This is a genomic window from Paenibacillus marchantiae (assembly GCF_028771845.1).
Classification (GTDB): Bacteria; Bacillota; Bacilli; order Paenibacillales; family Paenibacillaceae; genus Paenibacillus; species Paenibacillus marchantiae.
This window is the reverse complement of sequence record NZ_CP118270.1, coordinates 43,391-65,423: the sequence shown is the minus strand read 5'-3', so window position 1 is coordinate 65,423 and position 22,033 is coordinate 43,391. Positions and strand designations below refer to the sequence as shown.

General features: G+C 46.3%; 17 protein-coding genes, 15 tRNA genes and 1 rRNA gene. 31 read left to right on the top strand and 2 right to left on the bottom strand.

Annotation, left to right across the window (positions count from 1 at the left end; translation table 11 throughout):
- Positions 1-128: 128 nt before the first annotated feature.
- From PTQ21_RS00395 to PTQ21_RS00315, 17 genes are all read left to right on the top strand, one after another.
- Positions 129-3,055 (top strand): 23S ribosomal RNA (locus tag PTQ21_RS00395).
- Positions 3,056-3,123: 68 nt separating this feature from the next.
- Positions 3,124-3,199 (top strand) — tRNA-Asn (locus tag PTQ21_RS00390).
- Between the two features lie 3 nt (positions 3,200-3,202).
- A tRNA-Ser gene (locus PTQ21_RS00385) sits at positions 3,203-3,294 on the top strand.
- 6 nt (positions 3,295-3,300) lie between these two features.
- A tRNA-Glu gene (locus PTQ21_RS00380) sits at positions 3,301-3,372 on the top strand.
- A 68-nt stretch (positions 3,373-3,440) separates the two neighbouring features.
- Positions 3,441-3,516, top strand: a tRNA-Val gene (locus PTQ21_RS00375).
- An 18-nt stretch (positions 3,517-3,534) separates the two neighbouring features.
- Positions 3,535-3,608 (top strand) — tRNA-Met (locus PTQ21_RS00370).
- Positions 3,609-3,635: 27 nt separating this feature from the next.
- Positions 3,636-3,713 (top strand) — tRNA-Asp (locus tag PTQ21_RS00365).
- Positions 3,714-3,809: 96 nt separating this feature from the next.
- Positions 3,810-3,885: transfer RNA gene (locus PTQ21_RS00360), tRNA-Phe, on the top strand.
- A gap of 18 nt (positions 3,886-3,903) precedes the next feature.
- A tRNA-Thr gene (locus PTQ21_RS00355) sits at positions 3,904-3,979 on the top strand.
- A gap of 9 nt (positions 3,980-3,988) precedes the next feature.
- Positions 3,989-4,074 (top strand) — tRNA-Tyr (locus PTQ21_RS00350).
- 6 nt (positions 4,075-4,080) lie between these two features.
- Positions 4,081-4,154: transfer RNA gene (locus PTQ21_RS00345), tRNA-Trp, on the top strand.
- A gap of 29 nt (positions 4,155-4,183) precedes the next feature.
- Positions 4,184-4,256 (top strand) — tRNA-His (locus PTQ21_RS00340).
- Positions 4,257-4,267: 11 nt separating this feature from the next.
- Positions 4,268-4,342: transfer RNA gene (locus tag PTQ21_RS00335), tRNA-Gln, on the top strand.
- A 4-nt stretch (positions 4,343-4,346) separates the two neighbouring features.
- Positions 4,347-4,421 (top strand) — tRNA-Gly (locus PTQ21_RS00330).
- A 6-nt stretch (positions 4,422-4,427) separates the two neighbouring features.
- Positions 4,428-4,501, top strand: a tRNA-Cys gene (locus tag PTQ21_RS00325).
- Between the two features lie 25 nt (positions 4,502-4,526).
- Positions 4,527-4,605: transfer RNA gene (locus tag PTQ21_RS00320), tRNA-Leu, on the top strand.
- Between the two features lie 488 nt (positions 4,606-5,093).
- Complete coding sequence (locus tag PTQ21_RS00315) at positions 5,094-6,014, top strand: class I SAM-dependent methyltransferase (protein WP_274568486.1); 921 nt, start codon at positions 5,094-5,096, stop codon at positions 6,012-6,014.
- A 183-nt stretch (positions 6,015-6,197) separates the two neighbouring features.
- Here PTQ21_RS00315 and PTQ21_RS00310 read toward each other — a convergent pair whose 3' ends face one another.
- Positions 6,198-8,558: a helix-turn-helix domain-containing protein gene (locus PTQ21_RS00310; protein ID WP_274568484.1), complete on the bottom strand. Its 2,361-nt coding sequence runs from the start codon at positions 8,556-8,558 to the stop codon at positions 6,198-6,200.
- 517 nt (positions 8,559-9,075) lie between these two features.
- Here PTQ21_RS00310 and PTQ21_RS00305 point away from each other — a divergent pair.
- The 13 genes from PTQ21_RS00305 to PTQ21_RS00245 all read left to right on the top strand — a co-directional run bounded on the left by PTQ21_RS00305 (position 9,076) and on the right by PTQ21_RS00245 (position 20,697).
- Entirely contained in the window at positions 9,076-9,384 is a 309-nt protein-coding gene (locus tag PTQ21_RS00305) for a LiaF transmembrane domain-containing protein (RefSeq protein ID WP_062324034.1), read from the top strand.
- Positions 9,385-9,417: 33 nt separating this feature from the next.
- Entirely contained in the window at positions 9,418-10,089 is a 672-nt protein-coding gene (locus tag PTQ21_RS00300; protein WP_274568481.1) for a PspA/IM30 family protein, read from the top strand.
- A 4-nt stretch (positions 10,090-10,093) separates the two neighbouring features.
- Positions 10,094-10,330, top strand: coding sequence for a PspC domain-containing protein (locus tag PTQ21_RS00295; protein WP_063566169.1), 237 nt, complete (start codon positions 10,094-10,096; stop codon positions 10,328-10,330).
- A gap of 17 nt (positions 10,331-10,347) precedes the next feature.
- Positions 10,348-10,854 (top strand): PspC domain-containing protein, encoded by a 507-nt coding sequence (locus PTQ21_RS00290; RefSeq protein WP_063566168.1) that lies wholly within the window; start codon positions 10,348-10,350, stop codon positions 10,852-10,854.
- A 1-nt stretch (position 10,855) separates the two neighbouring features.
- Complete coding sequence (locus PTQ21_RS00285; protein WP_064635674.1) at positions 10,856-11,563, top strand: PspA/IM30 family protein; 708 nt, start codon at positions 10,856-10,858, stop codon at positions 11,561-11,563.
- 149 nt (positions 11,564-11,712) lie between these two features.
- Positions 11,713-12,360, top strand: coding sequence for a cell wall-active antibiotics response protein LiaF (liaF, locus tag PTQ21_RS00280; protein WP_063566167.1), 648 nt, complete (start codon positions 11,713-11,715; stop codon positions 12,358-12,360).
- A 33-nt stretch (positions 12,361-12,393) separates the two neighbouring features.
- Positions 12,394-13,515, top strand: coding sequence for a sensor histidine kinase (locus PTQ21_RS00275; protein WP_274568477.1), 1,122 nt, complete (start codon positions 12,394-12,396; stop codon positions 13,513-13,515).
- Positions 13,451-14,125: a response regulator transcription factor gene (locus PTQ21_RS00270; RefSeq protein WP_176854774.1), complete on the top strand. Its 675-nt coding sequence runs from the start codon at positions 13,451-13,453 to the stop codon at positions 14,123-14,125. Before PTQ21_RS00275 ends, PTQ21_RS00270 begins: the two co-directional genes overlap by 65 nt.
- A gap of 241 nt (positions 14,126-14,366) precedes the next feature.
- A complete protein-coding gene (locus PTQ21_RS00265) occupies positions 14,367-15,104 on the top strand; it encodes a YwmB family TATA-box binding protein (protein WP_274568476.1) in 738 nt (245 codons plus the stop codon).
- Positions 15,105-15,351: 247 nt separating this feature from the next.
- Entirely contained in the window at positions 15,352-16,902 is a 1,551-nt protein-coding gene (gene zwf, locus PTQ21_RS00260) for a glucose-6-phosphate dehydrogenase (RefSeq protein ID WP_090810576.1), read from the top strand.
- Between the two features lie 402 nt (positions 16,903-17,304).
- A complete protein-coding gene (locus tag PTQ21_RS00255) occupies positions 17,305-17,703 on the top strand; it encodes a DoxX family protein (protein ID WP_053783291.1) in 399 nt (132 codons plus the stop codon).
- 358 nt (positions 17,704-18,061) lie between these two features.
- Positions 18,062-19,645 carry a peptide chain release factor 3 gene (locus tag PTQ21_RS00250; protein ID WP_063566161.1) on the top strand — a complete coding sequence of 528 codons (1,584 nt, stop codon included), beginning with the start codon at positions 18,062-18,064 and terminating at the stop codon, positions 19,643-19,645.
- 251 nt (positions 19,646-19,896) lie between these two features.
- Positions 19,897-20,697, top strand: coding sequence for a hypothetical protein (locus PTQ21_RS00245; protein ID WP_090954716.1), 801 nt, complete (start codon positions 19,897-19,899; stop codon positions 20,695-20,697).
- Between the two features lie 220 nt (positions 20,698-20,917).
- Here PTQ21_RS00245 and sspI read toward each other — a convergent pair whose 3' ends face one another.
- Complete coding sequence (sspI, locus tag PTQ21_RS00240) at positions 20,918-21,151, bottom strand: small acid-soluble spore protein SspI (protein WP_062324046.1); 234 nt, start codon at positions 21,149-21,151, stop codon at positions 20,918-20,920.
- A 184-nt stretch (positions 21,152-21,335) separates the two neighbouring features.
- Here sspI and PTQ21_RS00235 point away from each other — a divergent pair, with 184 nt between their 5' ends.
- On the top strand, positions 21,336-21,998 hold the full coding sequence (locus tag PTQ21_RS00235) for a potassium channel family protein (RefSeq protein ID WP_064635682.1): 663 nt from the start codon (positions 21,336-21,338) through the stop codon (positions 21,996-21,998).
- Positions 21,999-22,033: the final 35 nt, after the last annotated feature.

The window sequence follows — 22,033 nt, the reverse complement described above, 5'->3', positions numbered from 1 at the left end:
GAGCTTGTTCTTTGAAAACTAGATATCGAAACGAAATTTTGCGAATTAGAACATTCCTTTTTAAGCTGAACTTGTGTTAAACAAGTTTCAATAAAAACGGTAGATTGCATTTGCTCCTTGGAGCAATTGGTTAAGCTACTAAGAGCACACGGAGGATGCCTAGGCGCTAGGAGCCGATGAAGGACGTGGCGAACAACGAAACTGCCTCGGGGAGCTGTAAGCAAGCTTTGATCCGGGGGTGTCCGAATGGGGAAACCCAGCTGGGGTAATTTCCAGTTACTCATAACTGAATACATAGGTTATGCAGAGGCATACCAAGGGAACTGAAACATCTAAGTACCTTGAGGAAGAGAAAACAATAGTGATTCCGTCAGTAGCGGCGAGCGAACGCGGAGAAGCCCAAACCAGAGAGCTTGCTCTTTGGGGTTGTGGGACATCTCACATGGAGTTACAAAGGAACCGGTTAAGCGAAGAGGTCTGGAAAGGCCCGCCAAAGAAGGTAAAAGCCCTGTACTTGAAAGTCTGTTCCCTCCGAGATGTATCCCGAGTAGTGCGGGGCACGTGAAACCCCGTATGAATCCGGCAGGACCATCTGCCAAGGCTAAATACTTCCTAGCGACCGATAGTGAAGCAGTACCGTGAGGGAAAGGTGAAAAGCACCCCGGAAGGGGAGTGAAATAGAACCTGAAACCGTGTGCTTACAAAAAGTCAGAGCCCGTTTTAGGGGTGATGGCGTGCCTTTTGTAGAATGAACCGGCGAGTTACGTTCCCGTGCAAGGTTAAGGTGAAGAGCCGGAGCCGCAGCGAAAGCGAGTCTGAATAGGGCGACATAGTACGTGGACGTAGACCCGAAACCGGGTGATCTACCCCTGTCCAGGGTGAAGGTGCGGTAACACGCACTGGAGGCCCGAACCCACGCATGTTGAAAAATGCGGGGATGAGGTGGGGGTAGCGGAGAAATTCCAATCGAACTCGGAGATAGCTGGTTCTCCCCGAAATAGCTTTAGGGCTAGCCTCGGAAAACAGAGTCGTGGAGGTAGAGCACTGATTGGGTGCGGGGCCCGCAAGGGTTACCAAGCTCAGTCAAACTCCGAATGCCATAGACTTACTTCCGGGAGTCAGACAGTGAGTGCTAAGATCCATTGTCAAAAGGGAAACAGCCCAGACCATCAGCTAAGGTCCCCAAGTGTGTGTTAAGTGGGAAAGGATGTGGAGTTGCACAGACAACCAGGATGTTGGCTTAGAAGCAGCCACCATTGAAAGAGTGCGTAATAGCTCACTGGTCGAGTGACTCTGCGCCGAAAATGTAACGGGGCTAAACACACCACCGAAGCTATGGCTTGATACTATGTATCAGGGGTAGGGGAGCGTTGTATAAGGGTTGAAGGTGTACCGTAAGGAGCGCTGGACATTATACAAGTGAGAATGCCGGTATGAGTAACGAAAAGATCAGTGAGAATCTGATCCGCCGAAAGCCTAAGGGTTCCTGAGGAAGGCTCGTCCGCTCAGGGTAAGTCGGGACCTAAGGCGAGGCCGAAAGGCGTAGTCGAAGGACAACAGGTCGAAATTCCTGTACCACCGTAAGCCGTTATGAGCAATGGGGGGACGCAGCAGGGTAGTGACGCGGACTGATGGATGTCCGTCTAAGCAGTGAGGCTGATGTGTAGGCAAATCCGCACATCATTAAGGCTGGGCTGTGATGGGGAGCGAAAATTATAGTAGCGAAGGTCATGATCTCACACTGCCAAGAAAAGCCTCTAGCCAGGTGATGGTGCCCGTACCGCAAACCGACACAGGTAGGCGAGAAGAGAATTCTAAGGCGCGCGGAAGAACTCTCGTTAAGGAACTCGGCAAAATGACCCCGTAACTTCGGGAGAAGGGGTGCCCCGGTAGTGTGAATAGCACGAGGGGGCCGCAGTGAAAAGGCCCAAGCGACTGTTTAGCAAAAACACAGGTCTGTGCGAAGCCGTAAGGCGAAGTATACGGGCTGACGCCTGCCCGGTGCTGGAAGGTTAAGGGGAGCGGTTAGGAGCAATCCGAAGCTGTGAACCGAAGCCCCAGTAAACGGCGGCCGTAACTATAACGGTCCTAAGGTAGCGAAATTCCTTGTCAGGTAAATTCTGACCCGCACGAATGGCGTAACGACTTGGGCGCTGTCTCAACGAGAGATCCGGTGAAATTTTAATACCTGTGAAGATGCAGGTTACCCGCGACAAGACGGAAAGACCCCATGGAGCTTTACTGCAGCTTGATATTGAATTTGGGTACGATCTGTACAGGATAGGTGGGAGCCTTTGAAACGTGAGCGCCAGCTTGCGTGGAGGCACCGTTGGGATACCACCCTGATCGTATCTAGGTTCTAACCTGGTACCGTAATCCGGTGCGGGGACAGTGTCAGGTGGGCAGTTTGACTGGGGCGGTCGCCTCCTAAAGAGTAACGGAGGCGCCCAAAGGTTCCCTCAGAATGGTTGGAAATCATTCGAAGAGTGCAAAGGCATAAGGGAGCTTGACTGCGAGACCTACAAGTCGAGCAGGGACGAAAGTCGGGCTTAGTGATCCGGTGGTACCGCATGGAAGGGCCATCGCTCAACGGATAAAAGCTACCCTGGGGATAACAGGCTTATCTCCCCCAAGAGTCCACATCGACGGGGAGGTTTGGCACCTCGATGTCGGCTCATCGCATCCTGGGGCTGAAGTAGGTCCCAAGGGTTGGGCTGTTCGCCCATTAAAGCGGTACGCGAGCTGGGTTCAGAACGTCGTGAGACAGTTCGGTCCCTATCTGTCGTGGGCGTAGGAAATTTGAGAGGAGCTGTCCTTAGTACGAGAGGACCGGGATGGACGTACCGCTGGTGTACCAGTTGTTCCGCCAGGAGCACCGCTGGGTAGCTATGTACGGAAGGGATAAGCGCTGAAAGCATCTAAGCGTGAAGCCCCCCTCAAGATGAGATTTCCCAGTATGTAAGACCCCTTGAAGACGACGAGGTAGATAGGCTGGGGGTGGAAGTGCAGCAATGCATGGAGCTGACCAGTACTAATCGGTCGAGGGCTTATCCAAATATGCAAGTTATAAATCGCACATTTCGTTTCGGATCTAGTTTTCAGAGAATGATCTCTGAAGCATATTCCCTGATAGCTCAGTTGGTAGAGCACTCGACTGTTAATCGAGTTGTCACAGGTTCGAGCCCTGTTCGGGGAGCCATATGGAGAGGTGTCCGAGTTGGCCGAAGGAGCACGATTGGAAATCGTGTAGGCGCCACAAGCGTCTCGAGGGTTCGAATCCCTCTCTCTCCGCCATAGTAAGGCCCGTTGGTCAAGGGGTTAAGACACCTCCCTTTCACGGAGGTAACAGGGGTTCGAATCCCCTACGGGTCATATCTAACTTCAAAAAAAGAAGTTGATTTTCACAGCAGTTTTATGATAAGATCATAAATGTGTTGTTCGGAGGCTTAGCTCAGCTGGGAGAGCATCTGCCTTACAAGCAGAGGGTCGGGGGTTCGATCCCCTCAGCCTCCACCATATAACTTTTAATAACGACGCGGGGTGGAGCAGCCCGGTAGCTCGTCGGGCTCATAACCCGAAGGCCGCAGGTTCAAATCCTGCCCCCGCAATTATACTTTCTTTCAAGAAAGTGATCTGGAACCGTGGTGTAGTTGGCCTAACATGCCTGCCTGTCACGCAGGAGATCGCGGGTTCGAATCCCGTCGGTTCCGCCATTTTAATCTTTACATGAGGAAGCTGTTCACTAAATCTGCTATATGGCACCGAACGCCCTAGATAAAGTGTAACGTTTCGAGATTAAACTTTATTGTGGCTCGGTAGCTCAGTCGGTAGAGCAGAGGACTGAAAATCCTCGTGTCGGCGGTTCGATTCCGTCCCGAGCCACCATTTATCACAACTTAATACGCCGGTGTAGCTCAACTGGTAGAGCAACTGACTTGTAATCAGTAGGTTGGGGGTTCAAGTCCTCTCGCCGGCACCATGTAATCCTGGAGGATTAGCGAAGTGGCCAAACGCATCAGACTGTAAATCTGCTCCCGTACGGGTTCGGTGGTTCGAATCCATCATCCTCCACCAGTTTTTAGGGGCATAGTTTAAAGGTAGAACAACGGTCTCCAAAACCGTTGGTGTGGGTTCAATTCCTGCTGCCCCTGCCAATTAACTTTTAAGAGCATATTGTATTATGGCGGTCGTGGCGAAGTGGTTAACGCACCGGTTTGTGGATCCGGCATTCGGGGGTTCAATTCCCCTCGATCGCCCTTTTGTTTTTTGGGGATTAGCCAAGCGGTAAGGCAACGGACTTTGACTCCGTCATGCATAGGTTCAAATCCTATATCCCCAGCCATTATGCGGACGTGGCTCAGCGGTAGAGCATCGCCTTGCCAAGGCGAGGGTCGCGGGTTCGATTCCCGTCGTCCGCTCCAAAATATGGCGCCATAGCCAAGTGGTAAGGCACAGCTCTGCAAAAGCTTTATCCCCAGTTCGAATCTGGGTGGCGCCTCCAGTATATTTTTATAAAAACATCATATGCCGGCGTGGCGGAATGGCAGACGCGCTCGACTCAAAATCGAGTGGGAAACCGTGGAGGTTCGAGTCCTCTCGCCGGTATTCAAGCAAGTAAGGAAAAGCTCATTAGATGCAAAATCTAATGAGCTTTTTTTATTTGATGGGTTGAAAGATGACTTGTGGTACTTAGGCAAAGAGGGGGATCCTGAATGGATTCTTGTAGGTCACCACAACAATTACTGCAGGGGAATTCAGCATGATGTGCTTGGGCAAATACGCGACATTCTGGTATCTCTAGATTCAAAGTAGTGCTTTACCTGTAAATTGGCGACCTTTCAATTGCTGTGCTACTGCGTCAATTTCATCCCCTAATTTCTTATGGCTTATAGAAGGAGATGAAGTTATTTTTGTTTATGTATTGACGCATAACTTCAATGAGTATATTGTAGACATATAAAGTCTCTGATATTATTTTGAATAATTATGGATATTATAGCTCTTTTAAACATATAAAAGATGCTTATCAAAACAAGATAATATCCTTTTTGCGAGCGGATTTATATTTTATAAAAGAAATGGAGGGAAGCAACGTGTCTGAGGAAAAACATATATCCAAGCATTCTGAAATATTATTCGATCTATCTATGTGGGAAGAAGCGTGGAAGAATCAGTCCACAGCTTCAACATACAATATGAAGAGCGCAGCGTTTGACGCGAAATCAGCGTTTGAACGATGGGCTAGAGAATATCATCAACAATCGTTTACAGAAGAAGGAAAGCAGCGATCCGGACGCATCATAGGCTGGATTGAAAATCAGGGAGTGAGTTTTGACGGGGTATCGATATTAGACATTGGAGCAGCGTCGGGCATCTTTACGATTCCTTTTGCAACCAAAGGAGCGACCGTTACAGCTGTAGAGCCCTCTGAACTGTTAGTTTCATTAATGAAGGAGACAATTCCTGCATCCCTTACATCCAGTATTGATATCGTTTCAGAGCGGTTCGAGGATATATCGATTCAGGACAAGGGTTGGGAGAAGAAATATGATTTTGCATTTGCATCCATGTGCCCGGCAATGTCGAATTGGGAAACGATTGAACAGGCGATCAGCACTGCCCGAAAGTATGTTTATATCAGCACGATGGCTGGACCGAGAGAACACACACTAATAAATGAGCTTAAAGAGGTACTAGGTGTCTATCCATCATACAACGCTGGAGATATGGGATATATACAACAGCTGCTGTACCTGAAAGATTATTCTTACACCACCTTGATCACTAAAGAAACAAGTTATATGGAGATGTCTGTTGAGGAAGTCGTTGATAAGCTTCAGGAGTGGCTTAGTACGCATGAACTGCCAACGGATGAAGGTTCACTTGCCCTGGCTGAGCAATATATTAGAGACACTTACAAGGATGGTATGGTTACATTCTCACGTGGAGGGAAGTTCGGTAAAATTCTGATTCAATTGGAGCAACCGAATATGAAAGTGGTACGGCCCAAGTAACAGTACACCCATTTCAGCAATAATCAATTTAGATGAAATTTTAAGGGAGCAAAGGGAGCAGTTATACTGCTCCCTTTTGATGTTCATATATAAAACAACTTATTCTTCGACTAAATAACAAACGTTCTTCTTCTATAGATAGAAATAGTTATAACCGTCGTACTTCATCACCAAAAGAGCCAATTATTGCTTTATGGATAGATCAGGCTTCTGCTTTCGTTCCCTATACTGTCCAGGAGTGATCCCTTCCCATTTTCGAAAAGAACGGATAAAGTTCTGCGGGTTGTTATAACGAAGCCGTGCGGCAATATCCTTGACCGCTAGCTCGCTTTCGTCAAGCCACTTTTTAGCTATACTGAAGCGGTACTTCGTCAGATACTCACTGAAAGCACAGCCTGTCTCTTTGCGGAACACACTACTTAGGTAGTTGGCATTGTAGTGAAGTCTGGATGCGCATTCCTCCAACGTCAGATCCTTATCGTATTCTTTCTGGATGATGGCAATCATTTTCTCGGATATGTGCTGATATTGGGCGTACTGTCTTTCTTTCAAAATGAGAATGATCGGTATGATGATATGATTGTTAAACCATTGCTCAACCTCAGCTGCGTACTGTAGAGCATGAAGTTCATTGAAGATAGACCCATGGCCTTTGGAGATCTGTCCCAATCGTATACCGGATTCCTGCATCATCTGCAAAATATGTGTTAACAATCGGGTAAGTGCTACCTGATATTCTTCCGGTGTACATTCCATGCCGAACAGCACTTCAAGCAACTGATGGAGATGAGAGGAGGCCTGGGCTTCATCGGCATTTTGGATAGCCTGAATCAGCGTATACTCCAGTGATTCTGGATATGGAAGTGCCCAATGGGAGGTACGATTATCGATCGCCTCAAATTGAAAGATGATGCCTGCTCCCAGTTTCATTCGATGCTTGAGCGCTTCAAGGGCCTCCGTATAAGCTTGCGGTATCTGAAATAGGGAGACGTGGGGCCGACTAAAGCCAATGCTTACCTGGAGACTAAGGATCTCACTGATCTGAAGTTGTAGTTGTTCCGTTAACGTATACACATGCTGTGAAAAGCGAACACGATCTTTCTCAGGGGTACCGATAATTGTAATAACAGCCTGTTCATATACGACAGGAAGTAACTGTTGTTCTGCATAAACACTCTCCTCCAGTATATTCTGAACGGCAAACAGCAACAAATCACGATCCTTGGCATGATATTTGGTGTGATTCATAAGATCAGCCTGGATTGCAATGACGGCTATTTGTTGCCATTTTTGAAGCTGTGAACCATAACCATTCTCTCTGAGTGTGTCATGAAGAGTGGATGGAGCATTTTTGCCCAGAAGCAGGTTGATTAGAAAATGAGTGCGGATCTGCAACTTATACTGATTCAATTTGCTTTCAAGTTGGGATCGAGAAGCAGACAGCTGTGAAACGCCAGCTCTGATTTGCTCAAATTCATCCATATGAAGGGTAGAATTGGTTTCCAAGTTACCTTTGGATAAGCGTTTATCACCAAGTTGTACGAGAAGCTTGCGTATGGGTATAACCATTCTTCTCGAACCTGCCCATGAGAGCAACAGTGAAAGCAGTAGCATAGCGACACTGATATACATGGTGTGCAACCCAATTTGAACATACTCGTGAGTAAGAATATTCGTAGGCGAAATGAGAATATATGTCCACCCTTTTAGAGAAGAATGCGTATAGGACAGCGAGTAACGTGTATCTGCAATACGTACCTCCCGTTGGCCTGAAGAGGCAGCGAATCCACGGATAGATAACAGCTCGCTAAGATTGGTACCGGATTCGCTATCTTTTATTCCTGCTGCAGCCAATGGCTGACCAATATATTCGGGATCGGGGTGGACCATGATGCGTTGTTTACGATTCAAAATGATTAGTCCGACCTTAGAGCTGTCTGGTGAATCCTCTTCCAGTGGTTTTTGCAGTGAACATGCGGGAATTCCCGCAATCAGGGCAGCGTCAGAAGAAACATTTACATCGGGTATCGATCTGGCGAGTGCAATATGGTAAATGCAGCCTGAATTCATCAAGCGTTCATTATTGTTAAACACGGATGATGGTGTAAGCTGCCAACCGGATGTGAGTGTGTTCGATAATAAGTCTTTCATGGGCAGAGCCATTGGAAAATCAGTATTCAGGTACAGGCCAGCATGATCGATAAGCCAATCCTGGGTCTGATTTACGAGTGTAATATCCATTAGAGGCTCCCATGATCTCATATTCTTGAATTCGGTCTGTAACTTCTCAGCAAACAAAGGCCCGGTGCCCTGAACCGATGATGATGAAGTTAGCGAATGGAGCGTGTCCGGTGACCGAACGGCCTGATCGAGCATATAGCTTACGGTTGCAAGTTTGTGCTCCACGTTGGTTTGCATTTGGATTAACAGTTGTTTATTAGCTTGAGCACGATGCAGCTCTGATTGTTTTGAAGAATAGATAAAAGCGGCGATTCCCGTCAACAGAATGGGCAGGGTACTTAACAAGATTCCGAAGACTATCATTTTATGTAGATAGCTGAATGATCGCACAGGTCCACTCCTGACTTTTGGATTAGTAACACTTTCTATTTTAGTAAACGCTTACATATAGAACAATCTAAATTTTGTTTATTTGGATAAAAAAGTAATAAAAATTCAAGTGGAAATGAAGATCATAAAATCGTTCAAATAATAATTGAGGTCGTTTTATCTTTAATGGAAGGCATAATGGGAAACGTCAGTCGAGGGAGAACGTAGATAAGAGGTATGGACGTCGTATTCATACGGGGTGAAACGGCTTTGAAGAAGGTTAATAAGGGATATCTAAGGCCTTTATTCGGTATAGTGGCCAATGGTCTGATCCAGGGACAGTCAAAGGTCCAACCCGATCCCCGACCTGAGTCTAGGATGAAAAACCGTCCACGGTCTGTTTTGAAAAGTCGCAGTTTCCCCTAGAATAAGGACATAAGGTTAAACAAGAAACAAACGAACAAACACACAAACCAAAATTAACGAACCGAAAGGGTGGTGAACAATAATTATGAGATGGAATAAAGGAAATGGCTGGGCGGTTGTACTGATTGCATTGGGTGCACTCCTCCTCTTCGGGAAGTTAACTCCTCTACTGGGACATTTAATGGGTTATCTAATTCCGATCCTGATGATTGCACTTGGCTACTACGGAGTTAAACGAGGAAATGTACTGCTTGGATGGATTGTTCTCTTCATCGGTATCCTCTCATTGCTGGGTAAACTAGCCTGGCTGATCGGACCGATCATCGCGATTGGGTTAATCATCTTCGGATTCTCCATGTTGAGTAATAATCGCAGTCGTCGTGGCCGTTACTAAGCTTTCACGATTATGATAAGGAGGACAGACAAAATGAGTGTATTTCGTCGAATGCGGGATATTACCGTAGCTAATTTAAACGAACATCTGGAGCAAAGTCAGGATCCAGTCAAACTGATTGATCAGTTTCTGGTCTCGACCCGCCAAGACATCGGTGAAGCCGAGAAGCTTCGTCATCAATATGCAAGCCATACCAGACAAATGAAACAACAAGCGGATCAGGCAGCAGGTATGGTACACAAACGGGAAGAACAAGCTTCCATGGCTCTGAAAGCAGGCGAGGAGCATTTAGCTAAACTTGCTTTACAGGAGAAAATCCTCCACGAGGAAAAAATGGAGCAATACAATGAATTATACGCACAAAGCAACGCGGCTTTACAGGAACTGGACGAACAGATCGACCAACTGAAAGTGGAGTATCAAAATGTATATAGCAAACGCCAATATTACTACGCTCGTATGCAGACGATTCAATTGCAGCAACGAATGAATCAGAGAAGTCACTACAACGGTCAGAATGTACCCCGTATGTTCAACCGGCTGGACGATCAAGTTTCTGATCTCGAATATGAGGCACAAAGTCTCCGGGATTTGCGGCGGATGAGTCAGGATGGGTCAGGTACGTCTGGCACCATGTCATCCTCTACGCTGGACAAAGAACTGGAACGGCTGAAACAAAAGCTGAACAATGACAGAAAGGAGTAGACACATGAATAAACTTTACCGCTCATCGCGTAATCGTATGCTGACAGGTTTGATTGGCGGCATATCTGAAAATCTTGGATTTAGTTCCACGCTGCTGCGTATCATTTTCTTCATCAGTATTTTCGCTACGGGGGGTACATCATTGTTGATCTACTTCATCGCTGCATTGGTAGTGCCAAAAGAACCCTATCACGCTGATCCATACACTTATGGTGCTGATCACGTAAGAGGATACAAGTAAACGAAAGGAGTAAGCACATGAGCAAATTATATCGCTCAACACGTGACCGGATGCTGACAGGATTATGTGGTGGGATATCCGAGTCGATCGGCATGGATTCAACCTTGCTGCGTATCATCTTCGTCATCAGTATCTTCGTAACTGGCGGCACGTCGTTGTTAATCTACTTCATCGCAGCACTGGTGGTGCCAAAAGAGCCATATCCACCTTATGATCCATACGGCTATGGTCCGGGTCCTGGTCCTGGCGCTGGTAGAGGATACAACAACTTTGATCACGAGCCGCCAAGAGGTCCTTTCCAAAACAACCATAATCAAGGCCCTGGAAACTTTGGTCCTGGCCCAGGATACAACAGCAGACCTCAGTCTGGTCCACGTTCTTACGACAATAACGCCTACGGAGCAGGGTCACAGCAAGAAAGTGAACTTGATTCCATGATGAAAGATATTGAGAAAAAAGCATTGAAAAAAGAAGTTGAAGAGCTTCGCCAAAAATTATCTCGTTACGAGAAGGGAGAAAAGTAAAATGGGAGTATTTAAACGGATTAAGGATATGACTAAAGCGTCGGTAAATGATATGTTGGATAAAGTGGAAGACCCGATTGTAATGTTGAACCAGTACTTGCGTGACATGGAGGCTGAAATTCATGAGGCAGAGGTAACAGTCGCCAAACAAATGGCGAACGAGCGTCGTATGAAACAGCGTCTGGACGAAGCAGAACGTACATCGGTACAACGTGAGTCTCAGGCAGAGGCTGCACTGGCTAATGGTCAGGAAGAAGTGGCTCGTAAATTGCTGGAAGAGAAAATCTACTTCGATCAAAAAATTACGGAATACAGAGAACTTCATGCTCAATCCGAAGCTCAAGCCAAAGATTTGCTGCAACAGCTGCATGACATGAAAGATGAGTTCTACAAAATGCGTAACAAACGTAATGAACTCGTATCCCGTGCACAGATGGCGAAAGCCAAAAAACAAATGTCTCAAATCAACAGCTTGCACTCGATCGAGAGTGGTGGTGCATCCCTTGGATTCCACCGCATGGAAGAGAAAATCATGCAAATGGAAGCTGAAGCTGATGTGAGCCGTGCACCTTATCGTAATACACAATCTACGTACACTAACCCTGTAGATACCGAAAAGCAATTCAAAGTGGATCAACAGCTGCAAGCTCTGAAAAACAAAATTGGCAATGGTGCCAAAAATGAAACGGGCGGTACTTCAAAAGAATAACTGTTCGCTCAGCAGACAATATGATATTCTATAAATCGTGAATAAAGAACGGTTTCTAGAACAAAGGTTAAGCCATACAGGTGTTTAAAGCCTGATATGGCTTTTCCGTCGAATTGGGAAGATTAACTTACAGAGGAGGTGCGGCAGAGATGAATAAGAAGGGTCAATGGCTTGCTGTTGTAATCATTGTGATCGGCATGCTGATGTTACTGAACCGAAATATTAACCTACTGACCGTCGCCGCACTGATTCTGTTAACGATAGGTATGGTACAAGTTCGTAAGGGGGACACACACAAAGGTTATCGATACCTCGGTATCGGTGCCGCACTGTTGTTGCTTGATAATCTAATGATTGTATTTTTGATTGTACTGGCTTCGCTGGCCTATTTTTATTCCAAAAACAAAAAGATTCATCTAGATGGGAATATCATGCGCAAGCAAAACTTCATGGCCCGGTACTATTGGGATCAAGCACCATGGACATTGCGGAGTATGAGCCTATGGCATGCCATGGGTGAGATTAATGCAGATCTGTCACTTTCCCTCCCGGAAGAGAAACAAACGATTGTACTTTTGCAGGGAGTTATGGGGAATGTTCGTCTGATACTGCCTGAAGATTATGGTGTTGAAATTGAGGCATCGGTACTCTTTGGACGGATTAGCCTGAATGGAGAGCAGGATAGTGGCATGATGAACAAATTGGTATGGAGAACTCCTGGATATGAGTCCAGTGAACATAAAGCAAAATTTGTCATTTCTTATATTGTTGGCGACCTAAACATCAGTAATCCGTAATAAGTTAAATAGGTGAAGAAGGAGGAGACCCGGATGAAGACAAAACGACATACCGACATGGTAACCCGAAGTATGGGTGAAGGGATCCTCCTTGTTTTCATTGTGCTCATTGTAATCTTGTATGTATTGTATACATATGGTTATCTTGCTCCGTTTGCTGGATGGAGACATCTGATTCAATCGGGTCTAGCGTTACTGCTGCTCTTGGTCGGTATGGGTGCGGCCTTCGGCTTCTATCAGAGTTACCGGGTCAAACGAAGGCTTGAACTATTGCGAGAGACGCTGCTGCAATGGGAAAAGGGGTCACTTTCACGTACTGTGCCGGACCTCGGCATTGATGATGTCGGGCGATTAAGTGAGCAGCTTGGACGTATCGGAAAAAAGTGGGAAGATCAGGTATCTTCGCTCCAGCGATTGTCTACTCATAATGCACAGCTTGCTGAACAAGCCAGAATAACGGCCATTGTGGAGGAACGGCAGCGGTTGGCACGAGAATTGCATGATGCCGTGTCGCAACAGTTGTTCGCCATTTCCATGACCGCAACGGCGGTTGGACGAAGAATGGAAAAGGATTTTGCACGTGCCCAGCGGCAGGTGGCCCTGATTGAAGAGATGGCGTCGGTAGCTCAATCTGAGATGCGGGCGTTGCTATTACATTTGCGACCTGTCTACCTGGAGGGTAAACATCTCGAACAAGGTTTGCGTGATCTTGTGATGGAGTTAAAAACAAAAGTACCTATGGACATTGTGCTCGAAATGGATGAAGACATTCATTTGATCAAAGGCATTGAGAATCATTTGTTCCGTATTATTCAGGAAGCGATGTCCAATACATTACGTCATGCGAAGGCAGAAAAGATGGAAATTCGACTTCAGCGCCGGGTAGATGCCATTCGGGTACTGATTCGCGATGATGGTCAGGGATTTGATCTCGACGATCAGAAACAGGCCTCCTATGGTTTGACTAATATGCGTGAACGTGTGACTGAAATTGGCGGAGCCATTCAATTTGTAACGGCGCCGGGCAAAGGAACACGAATTGAGATTACAATACCTTTGATGAACGATGAAAGCGGGGAAGAACATGTCAATGGAGACGGGAATAGAAACGGAGACGGAAGTGGAAACGTCGATCAAAGTGTTGCTCGTGGATGATCATGAGATGGTACGCATTGGCCTCGCTGCGGTCCTGGATACCGAAGATGGCATTGAAGTGGTGGGGGAAGCGGGTAGCGGTGAGGAAGGTATTCGCTTGGCACAGGAGTATAAACCTGATGTTGTCCTGATGGATCTCGTCATGGAAGGGATGGACGGAATTGAAGCCACCCGGCAGCTGCTCAAAATGTATCCGGAATGCAAGGTCATTGTACTGACCAGTTATCTGGATGATGAAAAAATGTATCCGGTTATCGAGGCAGGAGCCTTCAGTTATCTGCTAAAAACATCGAGAGCCAATGAGGTAGCAGATGCAATCCGTGCTGCAGCTCGGGGGCAATCGGTTTTGGAGTCACAAGTGGCGTCCAAAATGATGAATCGTTTCCGACAGCCGCAGGCAGTGGCACCAGCTCATGATGAATTGACTGATCGGGAGATGGATGTACTCCGGTTAGTCGCTAAAGGCAAATCGAACCAGGACATCGCAGATGATCTGATTATTGGGATCAAGACAGTCAAATTCCATGTCACGAACATACTAGCAAAATTGGGCGTGGATGACCGTACACAGGCAGCCATCTATGCTTATAAGAATGGACTTGCGGAATAGAAAAAGAAGCGTGTGAAGGTTGAGGTATGCACTATTGGTTTGTTGAGTGCCCAAGTGAAGTTGAGAAATCGGTGGAGCATGATTCGAAAGTCTGTTCTGCTATAAGATGATATAAGGTCCGATCAGCCATGAAGATGGTGGATAGGGCTTTTTTTGTGTGCCAAAAAGAAGTTTAGCAAATGAGTAATAGGGGCATGCTGTTGATAGATTCATAGAATGTAAGAAAGAGCGGAGGATTCGAATGTTAAATCGATGGATGACAGTAGGCACACTCGCATTAGCAATCATTATACTTGTAGGCATGACTCATGTGTACGCTGAGAAGACGGAATCCGAAGCAGGCAAGCTGGAACAATTAATGAGGACCGCCGATACAGCAATCGATCATGTGGAGCGTTTAGTCATTAAATGGCAAGGGGAAGGCCGTGGAGATGCAAAAGACCAGGCGGAGCTGCTTGCTCATCGGCTAGGATTGCAACAGCCTGAACGCGGTGTTCAGACGGGGCATGATGTTTATCGTAGTGAGATGGCTGCTGATGCTCAGCAAGCAGGCATTCTGGTCAATGTTGTCGTTACGGGGGAAAATAAATACTACGCGATCGTCCAGTTATCAGGCAATGAACATACGGACCAACGTTTATTGATCACATTGCATGAACAAGTATCCCAGTTGCTCACAGACTCCGGAATGAAGGCGGCTTGGAATTTCGCTGTGCAGGGCACAGGAGCAATGGAAAGTGGCGCGAGCAGTCAATTGCAGCAAATCGAGCAACAGCTGTCTGTAGATATGAATATGCAAGCGATAGAACGTTATACGGATAACAGCACTGCCAGCGTGTCATATGAGGCATCGGATTTGCCCATAGTGATTAAAAGCGGTACGCATCTCTTGAACATGCAGCTGGCGGTCCATCAGGATGATGAAAAGGGGACCAATCGAGTTACAGTAGGTTTCCCGGTGATCACGATTGAATATTAATGCAATATTAAAGCAGATTTATAAGTTTGATCATGAATTTTTATAGATGAAATTTCCATGAATTGTGGAAAAATATTGATAACATTTCTCAGGAAAATTAGTGCAACCCATGGGGCTTTATGCTAAAATGGCATCACATCCAAGAAGGAAATTTGCTGGTAATTGACGGTTGTATGTTGCGTATATAACACCATTACATAGCTCGGGGAGAGTGTGGAGATGTCTTCCCGGAAAGAAAGAGGAGCCCATGGTCGAAAAACAAATGCAAGATGAAGTGCAGACACCAGGTGCAGTATTTTTCATTTTTGGAGCAACGGGTGATTTGGCCCGCCGGAAGCTGTTTCCGGCTATCTACAGTCTCTACCGCGAAGGTAAGTTAGCCGAAGATTTTGCGGTTATTGGTGTAGCGCGTCGTCCGAGGTCACCAGAAGAATTCCGGGAAGACATCTATGAATCCATTAAGGAGTTTTGCCGCTATCCAGCGGGGGAACCCGATGAGTGGAACGCTTTTGTCGAACATTTTGAGTATAAATCACTAGATATCAATAACGTGGACGGTTTCAAAGAATTACGTGAGCAGACAGAGAGTTTGGAAGCGAAGTTTAACACACCGGGTAACCGTCTGTTCTATCTGGCGCTGGCACCTGAGCTCTTCGGCAGCGTGTCATATAGTTTGCGTGATGGTGGAATGCTGGAGAGCCGCGGGTGGAATCGACTGGTGATTGAGAAACCATTTGGATATGATCTGCAATCTGCGGAGCATCTGAATGAGCAGATTCGTGAAGTGTTCCGTGAGGAAGAGATTTATCGCATTGACCACTATCTGGGCAAGGAAATGGTACAGAATATCGAAGTGATTCGCTTTGGTAATGCCTTTTTCGAGCCGCTTTGGAACAACAAACATATTGCCAACGTTCAGATTACTCTGGGAGAGACGGTTGGTGTGGAAGAACGTGGTGGATACTACGATCATTCGGGAGCATTGCGCGATATGGGACAGAACCATATGCTGCAGATGTTGACGATGATTGCCATGGAGCCGCCAAGCCGCCTATTCCCAGAGGACATCCGCGATGAGAAGGTTAAGGTACTGCGTTCTCTGCGTGCGTTCACCTCGAATGAAGAAGTGAGTACTAATGTTGTGCGCGGGCAGTATACCGAAGGGGAGTATCGTGGCAAGCAGCTTCCCGGTTATCGCCAGGAGGACAAGGTTGATCCGGAATCCAATACGGAGACTTACTTTGCGGCACGTGTATTTGTGGATAATTTCCGCTGGGCGGGTGTGCCGTTCTATATACGGACAGGCAAGCGCCTTCCGGTGAAAACGACCGAAATCGTGGTTGAATTCAAATCCATGCCGAGTAACGTCTATCTGGGCAAAAAGTATAAACTGGAGCCGAATTTGCTCGTCATTCGGGTAAATCCGATGGAAGGTATTTATATTAAAATCAATGCCAAGAAGCCGGGGTCCGACTCCGAGATTCAGCCGCTGGCGATGGACTTCTGTCAGAGCTGCATGATTGGAATCAACTCGCCGGAGGCGTATGAACGTCTGCTGCATGATGCAGCAGAAGGAGACTCCACCTACTTTACCCGTTGGGATGAAGTTGCTACAGCATGGTCCTTCGTTGACCGGATTGCGGCGGCTTGGGCGGAAAATCACGGTGAGCTGCATACGTATCCAGCAGGTACGTGGGGTCCTGAAGCAACAGGTAAACTGCTGGAACAGGACGGCTTCCACTGGTGGCCGGTGAACGGTCAGGACGAAGACAGTGTCGTCTGGCAAGTGAATAATTAATCGCGGGAATAACAATCACGAGTGGCAGGGATTTGGTTAGATCAAAGTCATGCTATTGGTGAAAAGACTAACACTGTTATAAAGAAGGCTTGGGAAGAACGCAGAGATGCGCTCTTGTCAGGTCTTTTTTACGATGGAGAAGTGAGGGGTGTAAAACTTTACATATAATAAAATAAGTTATTGACAAAAAGTAAGTATATAACTTATACTCAACTCAAGAGATAAAGAGATTACGCAAAAGACATACGAAACCCGATGACGAATCGGAAACGTACATTATTCATGAGATAAAATGTGAACCACGTGAAGGGGTTACGAAATACATTCATGAAGAAAAAAATTTAGCATAATATCTTTAATCTAAGAATACTATTTTGTATATATTGAATGGAGGAAAAGAAAATGTTGGATGTAGGATTGTTGTTGATTCGTTTGGTGATTGGATTGTCGTTTATGGCGCACGGGGCTCAGAAATTGTTTGGATGGTTCGGGGGATATGGAATCAAGGGAACGGGCGGCTGGTTTGAATCGATGGGGATGAAACCCGGCGCATTGGTTGCGTTACTGGCAGGGCTGGCTGAATTCGGTGGCGGATTGCTGCTGGCTCTGGGTTTGCTCACACCGGTAGGCGGCATTCTGATTGCTCTGACTATGGTTATTGCGATTGTGAAGGTTCATGGTGCGAACGGATACTGGTCCACGCAAAACGGATTTGAATATAACCTTGCGATCCTGGTGGTTGGTGTAGCACTAGCTTTGACAGGTGGAGGACAATACGCACTGGACGCATTAATTTTCTAAGAGTGGCAAGCGAAATGAATAATGAGTACCTGGATGCCATAATGATGGCGGAAGGGTGCTCTTTTTTTGCATTCGGAAAAGAGAAGAATCTGCTGTACGTAATCGGTTATTTTCGGTAAAGATTATGGTACAATAGGAAAGTTGGATACTAAATCAGGTCTACGGCATGAATGGAAGCACAATGCTTAGGGAGGATGAACTCCGTTGTAAATGTGTAAAATTAACATAGGATGCTTAATTGCCTCATATGCGAAATGCGAATGTACAATCAACCGGCATAGCCGGATTGCATAAAGATTGAATGGTAGACCGGCCTTGCCGGATTAACGTGAATGAACGGACGAAAGGGATAGAATCTATGAGCAAAGCTGCAGATAACATTCTTCAACAGGAAGTGGACAAACGCCGGACGTTTGCCATTATCTCTCACCCGGATGCGGGTAAAACGACATTGACCGAGAAACTATTGCTGTTCGGGGGCGCGATTCGTCTTGCCGGTACAGTAAAAGCTCGGAAAGCAAGCAAACATGCAACAAGTGACTGGATGGAAATTGAGAAGCAACGGGGGATCTCGGTTACATCTTCCGTCATGCAGTTTGATTATCTGGATCATCGTGTCAATATTCTGGATACACCAGGTCACCAGGACTTCAGTGAAGATACGTATCGTACACTGACAGCTGCGGATAGCGCGGTGATGTTGATTGACGTGGCGAAAGGCGTCGAGGCACAGACGATCAAATTGTTCCAGGTTTGTGCGAAGCGTGGTATTCCCATCTTTACGTTCATCAACAAGCTGGATCGTGAAGGACAAAGCCCGTTTGATCTGATGGAAGAACTCGAAAATGTACTGGGTATCCGCTCGGTACCGATGAACTGGCCAATTGGTACAGGTCGCGAGCTGTGCGGTGTATATGACCGAATGAAAAATCAGGTGGAATTGTTCCAAGGGGACGATCATTCGACCATTAGAGTACAAAAAGTAGATGGCTACAAAGATCCGATTATCCGCGAGATGGCAGGGGAGTATCTGCATGATCAACTGTGTCAGGACCTGGAACTGCTTGATGTAGCGGGAGACCAGTTCGACATGGAGAAAGTACAGCGTGGGGAACTGACACCTATATTCTTCGGTAGTGCCATCAATAATTTCGGCGTGCAGACGTTTTTGGAGAATTTCCTGCAACTCGCACCGAAGCCTGAACCTCGTCGTAGTACAGCAGGAGAGATTCAGCCGACGAATGAGAAATTCAGCGGTTATGTCTTCAAAATCCAGGCGAACATGAACCCTGCACACCGCGATCGTATTGCGTTCCTGCGTATTGTGTCAGGCAAGTTCCAACGTGGGATGAGTGTGAAGCATAACCGTGTGGGCAAAGAGATCAAGTTGTCCCAACCACAGCAGTTCCTGGCACAAGACCGGGATATTGTGGAAGAGGCGTATGCAGGCGATATTATCGGTTTGTTCGACCCAGGTATCTTCCGGATTGGAGATTCACTGAGCCAAGGCAGCGAAGTTATATTTGAGGAATTGCCAACATTCTCACCAGAGATTTTCGCCAAAGTTACCGTGAAAAATGCGTTGAAACATAAACAGTACCAAAAAGGGATTGACCAGTTGACGGAGGAAGGAACCATTCAGGTGTTCCAGACCGTAAGTTTCGACGAGACCATTCTCGGCGTAATTGGTCAACTCCAGTTCGAAGTATTCGAATACCGGATGAAGGGCGAGTATGGGGTAGACGTGCAATTGCAGCGCATGCCTTATCAATTCGCGCGCTGGATCGTGGACGAGAACTTGGACCCAAGTAAATTCCGGATCAACTCCACTCTGGTAAAAGATAAAAAGGGTAATTATGTTGTCCTGTTCGAAAATGAATACGCGATGAGAACCGCAATGGACAAAAACCCGACGGCGAAATTCCTGGAGACAGCTCCATAAGCCGTTTCTTCCTAAACTAGTAAAGACAGCAGAAACAAATGACCTAATCCCTGATCAGAGGGGTTTAGGTCATTTTTGTCGTTCCCAGCGTTTATATCTCATTAAGGTTTTCCCCCGCATTAGGGAAAAAGGGAGAATAACATTCAGTCATCATTCAGTCTGCTCTCAGGTTAAATTCAGTTTGGCAACCGATTAAATTGAAGTGTACGGTACGGCTACTCATATATGTACACAGAGAGAGGAGATCTATTTTGTCACTATCCATTAACAGGCATTCGATCACAACGTCCTATGATCATTCAGTAAAGGCAAACGAAAACAAGTTAAATAGCCTGGAATACGACACTGCGCAAAGAAAGGCTGCTGATTCACTTGAATTAAGCAAAGAATTTGCAGAATATGCTGGAGGGGTACAGTCCTCACTCCCAACAGAAAACTACAGCAGAACGTACAATCGAAGCGAGGATGCGTTTATACTGACGACGGATCAACAGAAATCTCTGTTATCTGATCTGCAAAGTTATCTGTCTTCTTCAGATGCTTCAGCAGTAACAAATGAGATTGGTGGCAGCACGGTGACCCCTTTGGCTTCCATATCTGATTTGTTATCCGGTCAGGACCTCTCATCAGCAACGGATGAGGATATCTCCGATCTGTTTGACCAGGTAGCTGAAATGATTCAAAGCCAACGCCCTGAACCTCCGCCAGCAAATGATTCATCGCGTTCTGATCGCAATGGAACACCTCCAATGATGCAAGCTATGGGTGGGATTATGCCGCCATTTGCATGGAATATTCAAGAAAATTCTAACGAGCAGAACCAAGATAACACAATGAACAACGCGCTTACTGTTGATGAAAAGAAATCCTTGCTGAGTGAGTTGCAAAGTCTCATTACCAGCTCGGGATCAGGGGCTGCCTCTTCGGGTGAGGATGATGAGAATGATCTTCTGGCTGCACTTAAGAATGCATGGGGGAATACGGATACATCCACTGCTGGAGATGAAGAAATATCAGCTTTGTTTGATAAAATCGCTAAAATATTTAATTGAACCGCTTTCTCCTTTTCTAAAATACTGGTATACACAAACAAGGTACAACCTCCTGAGTTATGCTCAGTGGCTGTACCTTGTTTGGTTGAGGAGACTAATTAGTCTAATGGGATATAACTGGCTTGCTCTTGGAGCAAGGCATCATCCAGACCAATGAGCCAAAATCTTTCTTTGCAGACAGAACAACGTGATGATGGTACCTTTCCCTCCAAGGCTTCAATTATCTGATGGGTTGAACGGGAATGGTGTGCAGATGCTCCTGCGCGATTTGAATTAATTCTTCCTGCTTGGCAGGTTCCGTGTTCTTCCAGATCATTTCGAAAATGGCACCAAGTCCGGGTAATGCTGCTTCCGGTCCATCTACAGAACCTTCGATCATCTCCCGGAGCTGATCATCACTTTTATCATGAACCTTATGAACAATCGCTTCACGCAGGCTTAATGTAATTGGCATCGCAAGTCCCTCCTCGTATATTCGGCTGCTCTAATACTGTTCCCTGGGAAGCGTGAGCGCATTCAAGTTTATTGGGCTTTGTGGTATACTACGAAGGATATTTAAGTAAACATTCACCCTTTAATTGAAAAATAGACTACCAATAGATGCGTAATGCTGAAGTGCAGCGGGAGGTTAGACCCTAATGGCAAAAAAACAATATGCCGTCATTGGCATGGGGCGGTTCGGATCAAGTGTAGCCAATGCCCTGAGCGGCATGGGATTCGACGTATTGGCAATTGATGCGGACGAGCAGCGGACCCAGGAAATGTCCAATGTGGTGACTCATGCCGTATCGGCAGATTCAACGGATGAAGAAGCGCTGCGGGCGCTGGGTATAAGGAATTTTGATGTCGTCGTTGTGGCGATTGGTGAAGATATTCAGTCGAGTATTCTCACGACCCTTATTCTGAAGGATATGGGTGTACCTGTTCTGATTGTAAAAGCACAAAATGAGCTTCATGGTAAAGTATTGCAGAAGATCGGAGCGGACAAGGTAATTTATCCTGAGAGGGATATGGGACTGCGTGTAGCCCATCATCTGACATCTCCAAACATTCTCGATTACATCGAGTTATCTGAGGATTACAGCATTTTGGAGATGAGAGCGTCCGAGCAAATGATTGGTAAAAATCTGCTGGAGTTAAATATTCGTGCTCGTTTCGGGTGTAACGTGATGGCGATCCGCAGTGGGAATTCGATGAATATCTCTCCGTATGCGGAAGATCGGATTGCGGACGGGGATGTGCTGATCATTGTTGGTCACAAAGACCATTTGACGAAAATGGAGCTTGCGTATCCAAAGTGATAAGTATAATGATGGGATGATGAAGCAATCTTTAG

Bases quoted from the DNA above. Each gene is read 5' to 3' on its own strand.
- PTQ21_RS00310 (WP_274568484.1), bottom strand. From the start codon at position 8,558: ATGATAGTCTTCGGAATCTTGTTAAGTACCCTGCCCATTCTGTTGACG.
- PTQ21_RS00305 (WP_062324034.1), top strand. From the start codon at position 9,076: ATGAGATGGAATAAAGGAAATGGCTGGGCGGTTGTACTGATTGCATTG.
- PTQ21_RS00300 (WP_274568481.1), top strand. From the start codon at position 9,418: ATGAGTGTATTTCGTCGAATGCGGGATATTACCGTAGCTAATTTAAAC.
- PTQ21_RS00295 (WP_063566169.1), top strand. From the start codon at position 10,094: ATGAATAAACTTTACCGCTCATCGCGTAATCGTATGCTGACAGGTTTG.
- PTQ21_RS00290 (WP_063566168.1), top strand. From the start codon at position 10,348: ATGAGCAAATTATATCGCTCAACACGTGACCGGATGCTGACAGGATTA.
- PTQ21_RS00285 (WP_064635674.1), top strand. From the start codon at position 10,856: ATGGGAGTATTTAAACGGATTAAGGATATGACTAAAGCGTCGGTAAAT.
- liaF (WP_063566167.1), top strand. From the start codon at position 11,713: ATGAATAAGAAGGGTCAATGGCTTGCTGTTGTAATCATTGTGATCGGC.
- PTQ21_RS00275 (WP_274568477.1), top strand. From the start codon at position 12,394: ATGAAGACAAAACGACATACCGACATGGTAACCCGAAGTATGGGTGAA.
- PTQ21_RS00270 (WP_176854774.1), top strand. From the start codon at position 13,451: ATGGAGACGGGAATAGAAACGGAGACGGAAGTGGAAACGTCGATCAAA.
- PTQ21_RS00265 (WP_274568476.1), top strand. From the start codon at position 14,367: ATGTTAAATCGATGGATGACAGTAGGCACACTCGCATTAGCAATCATT.
- zwf (WP_090810576.1), top strand. From the start codon at position 15,352: ATGGTCGAAAAACAAATGCAAGATGAAGTGCAGACACCAGGTGCAGTA.
- PTQ21_RS00255 (WP_053783291.1), top strand. From the start codon at position 17,305: ATGTTGGATGTAGGATTGTTGTTGATTCGTTTGGTGATTGGATTGTCG.
- PTQ21_RS00250 (WP_063566161.1), top strand. From the start codon at position 18,062: ATGAGCAAAGCTGCAGATAACATTCTTCAACAGGAAGTGGACAAACGC.
- sspI (WP_062324046.1), bottom strand. From the start codon at position 21,151: ATGCCAATTACATTAAGCCTGCGTGAAGCGATTGTTCATAAGGTTCAT.
- PTQ21_RS00235 (WP_064635682.1), top strand. From the start codon at position 21,336: ATGGCAAAAAAACAATATGCCGTCATTGGCATGGGGCGGTTCGGATCA.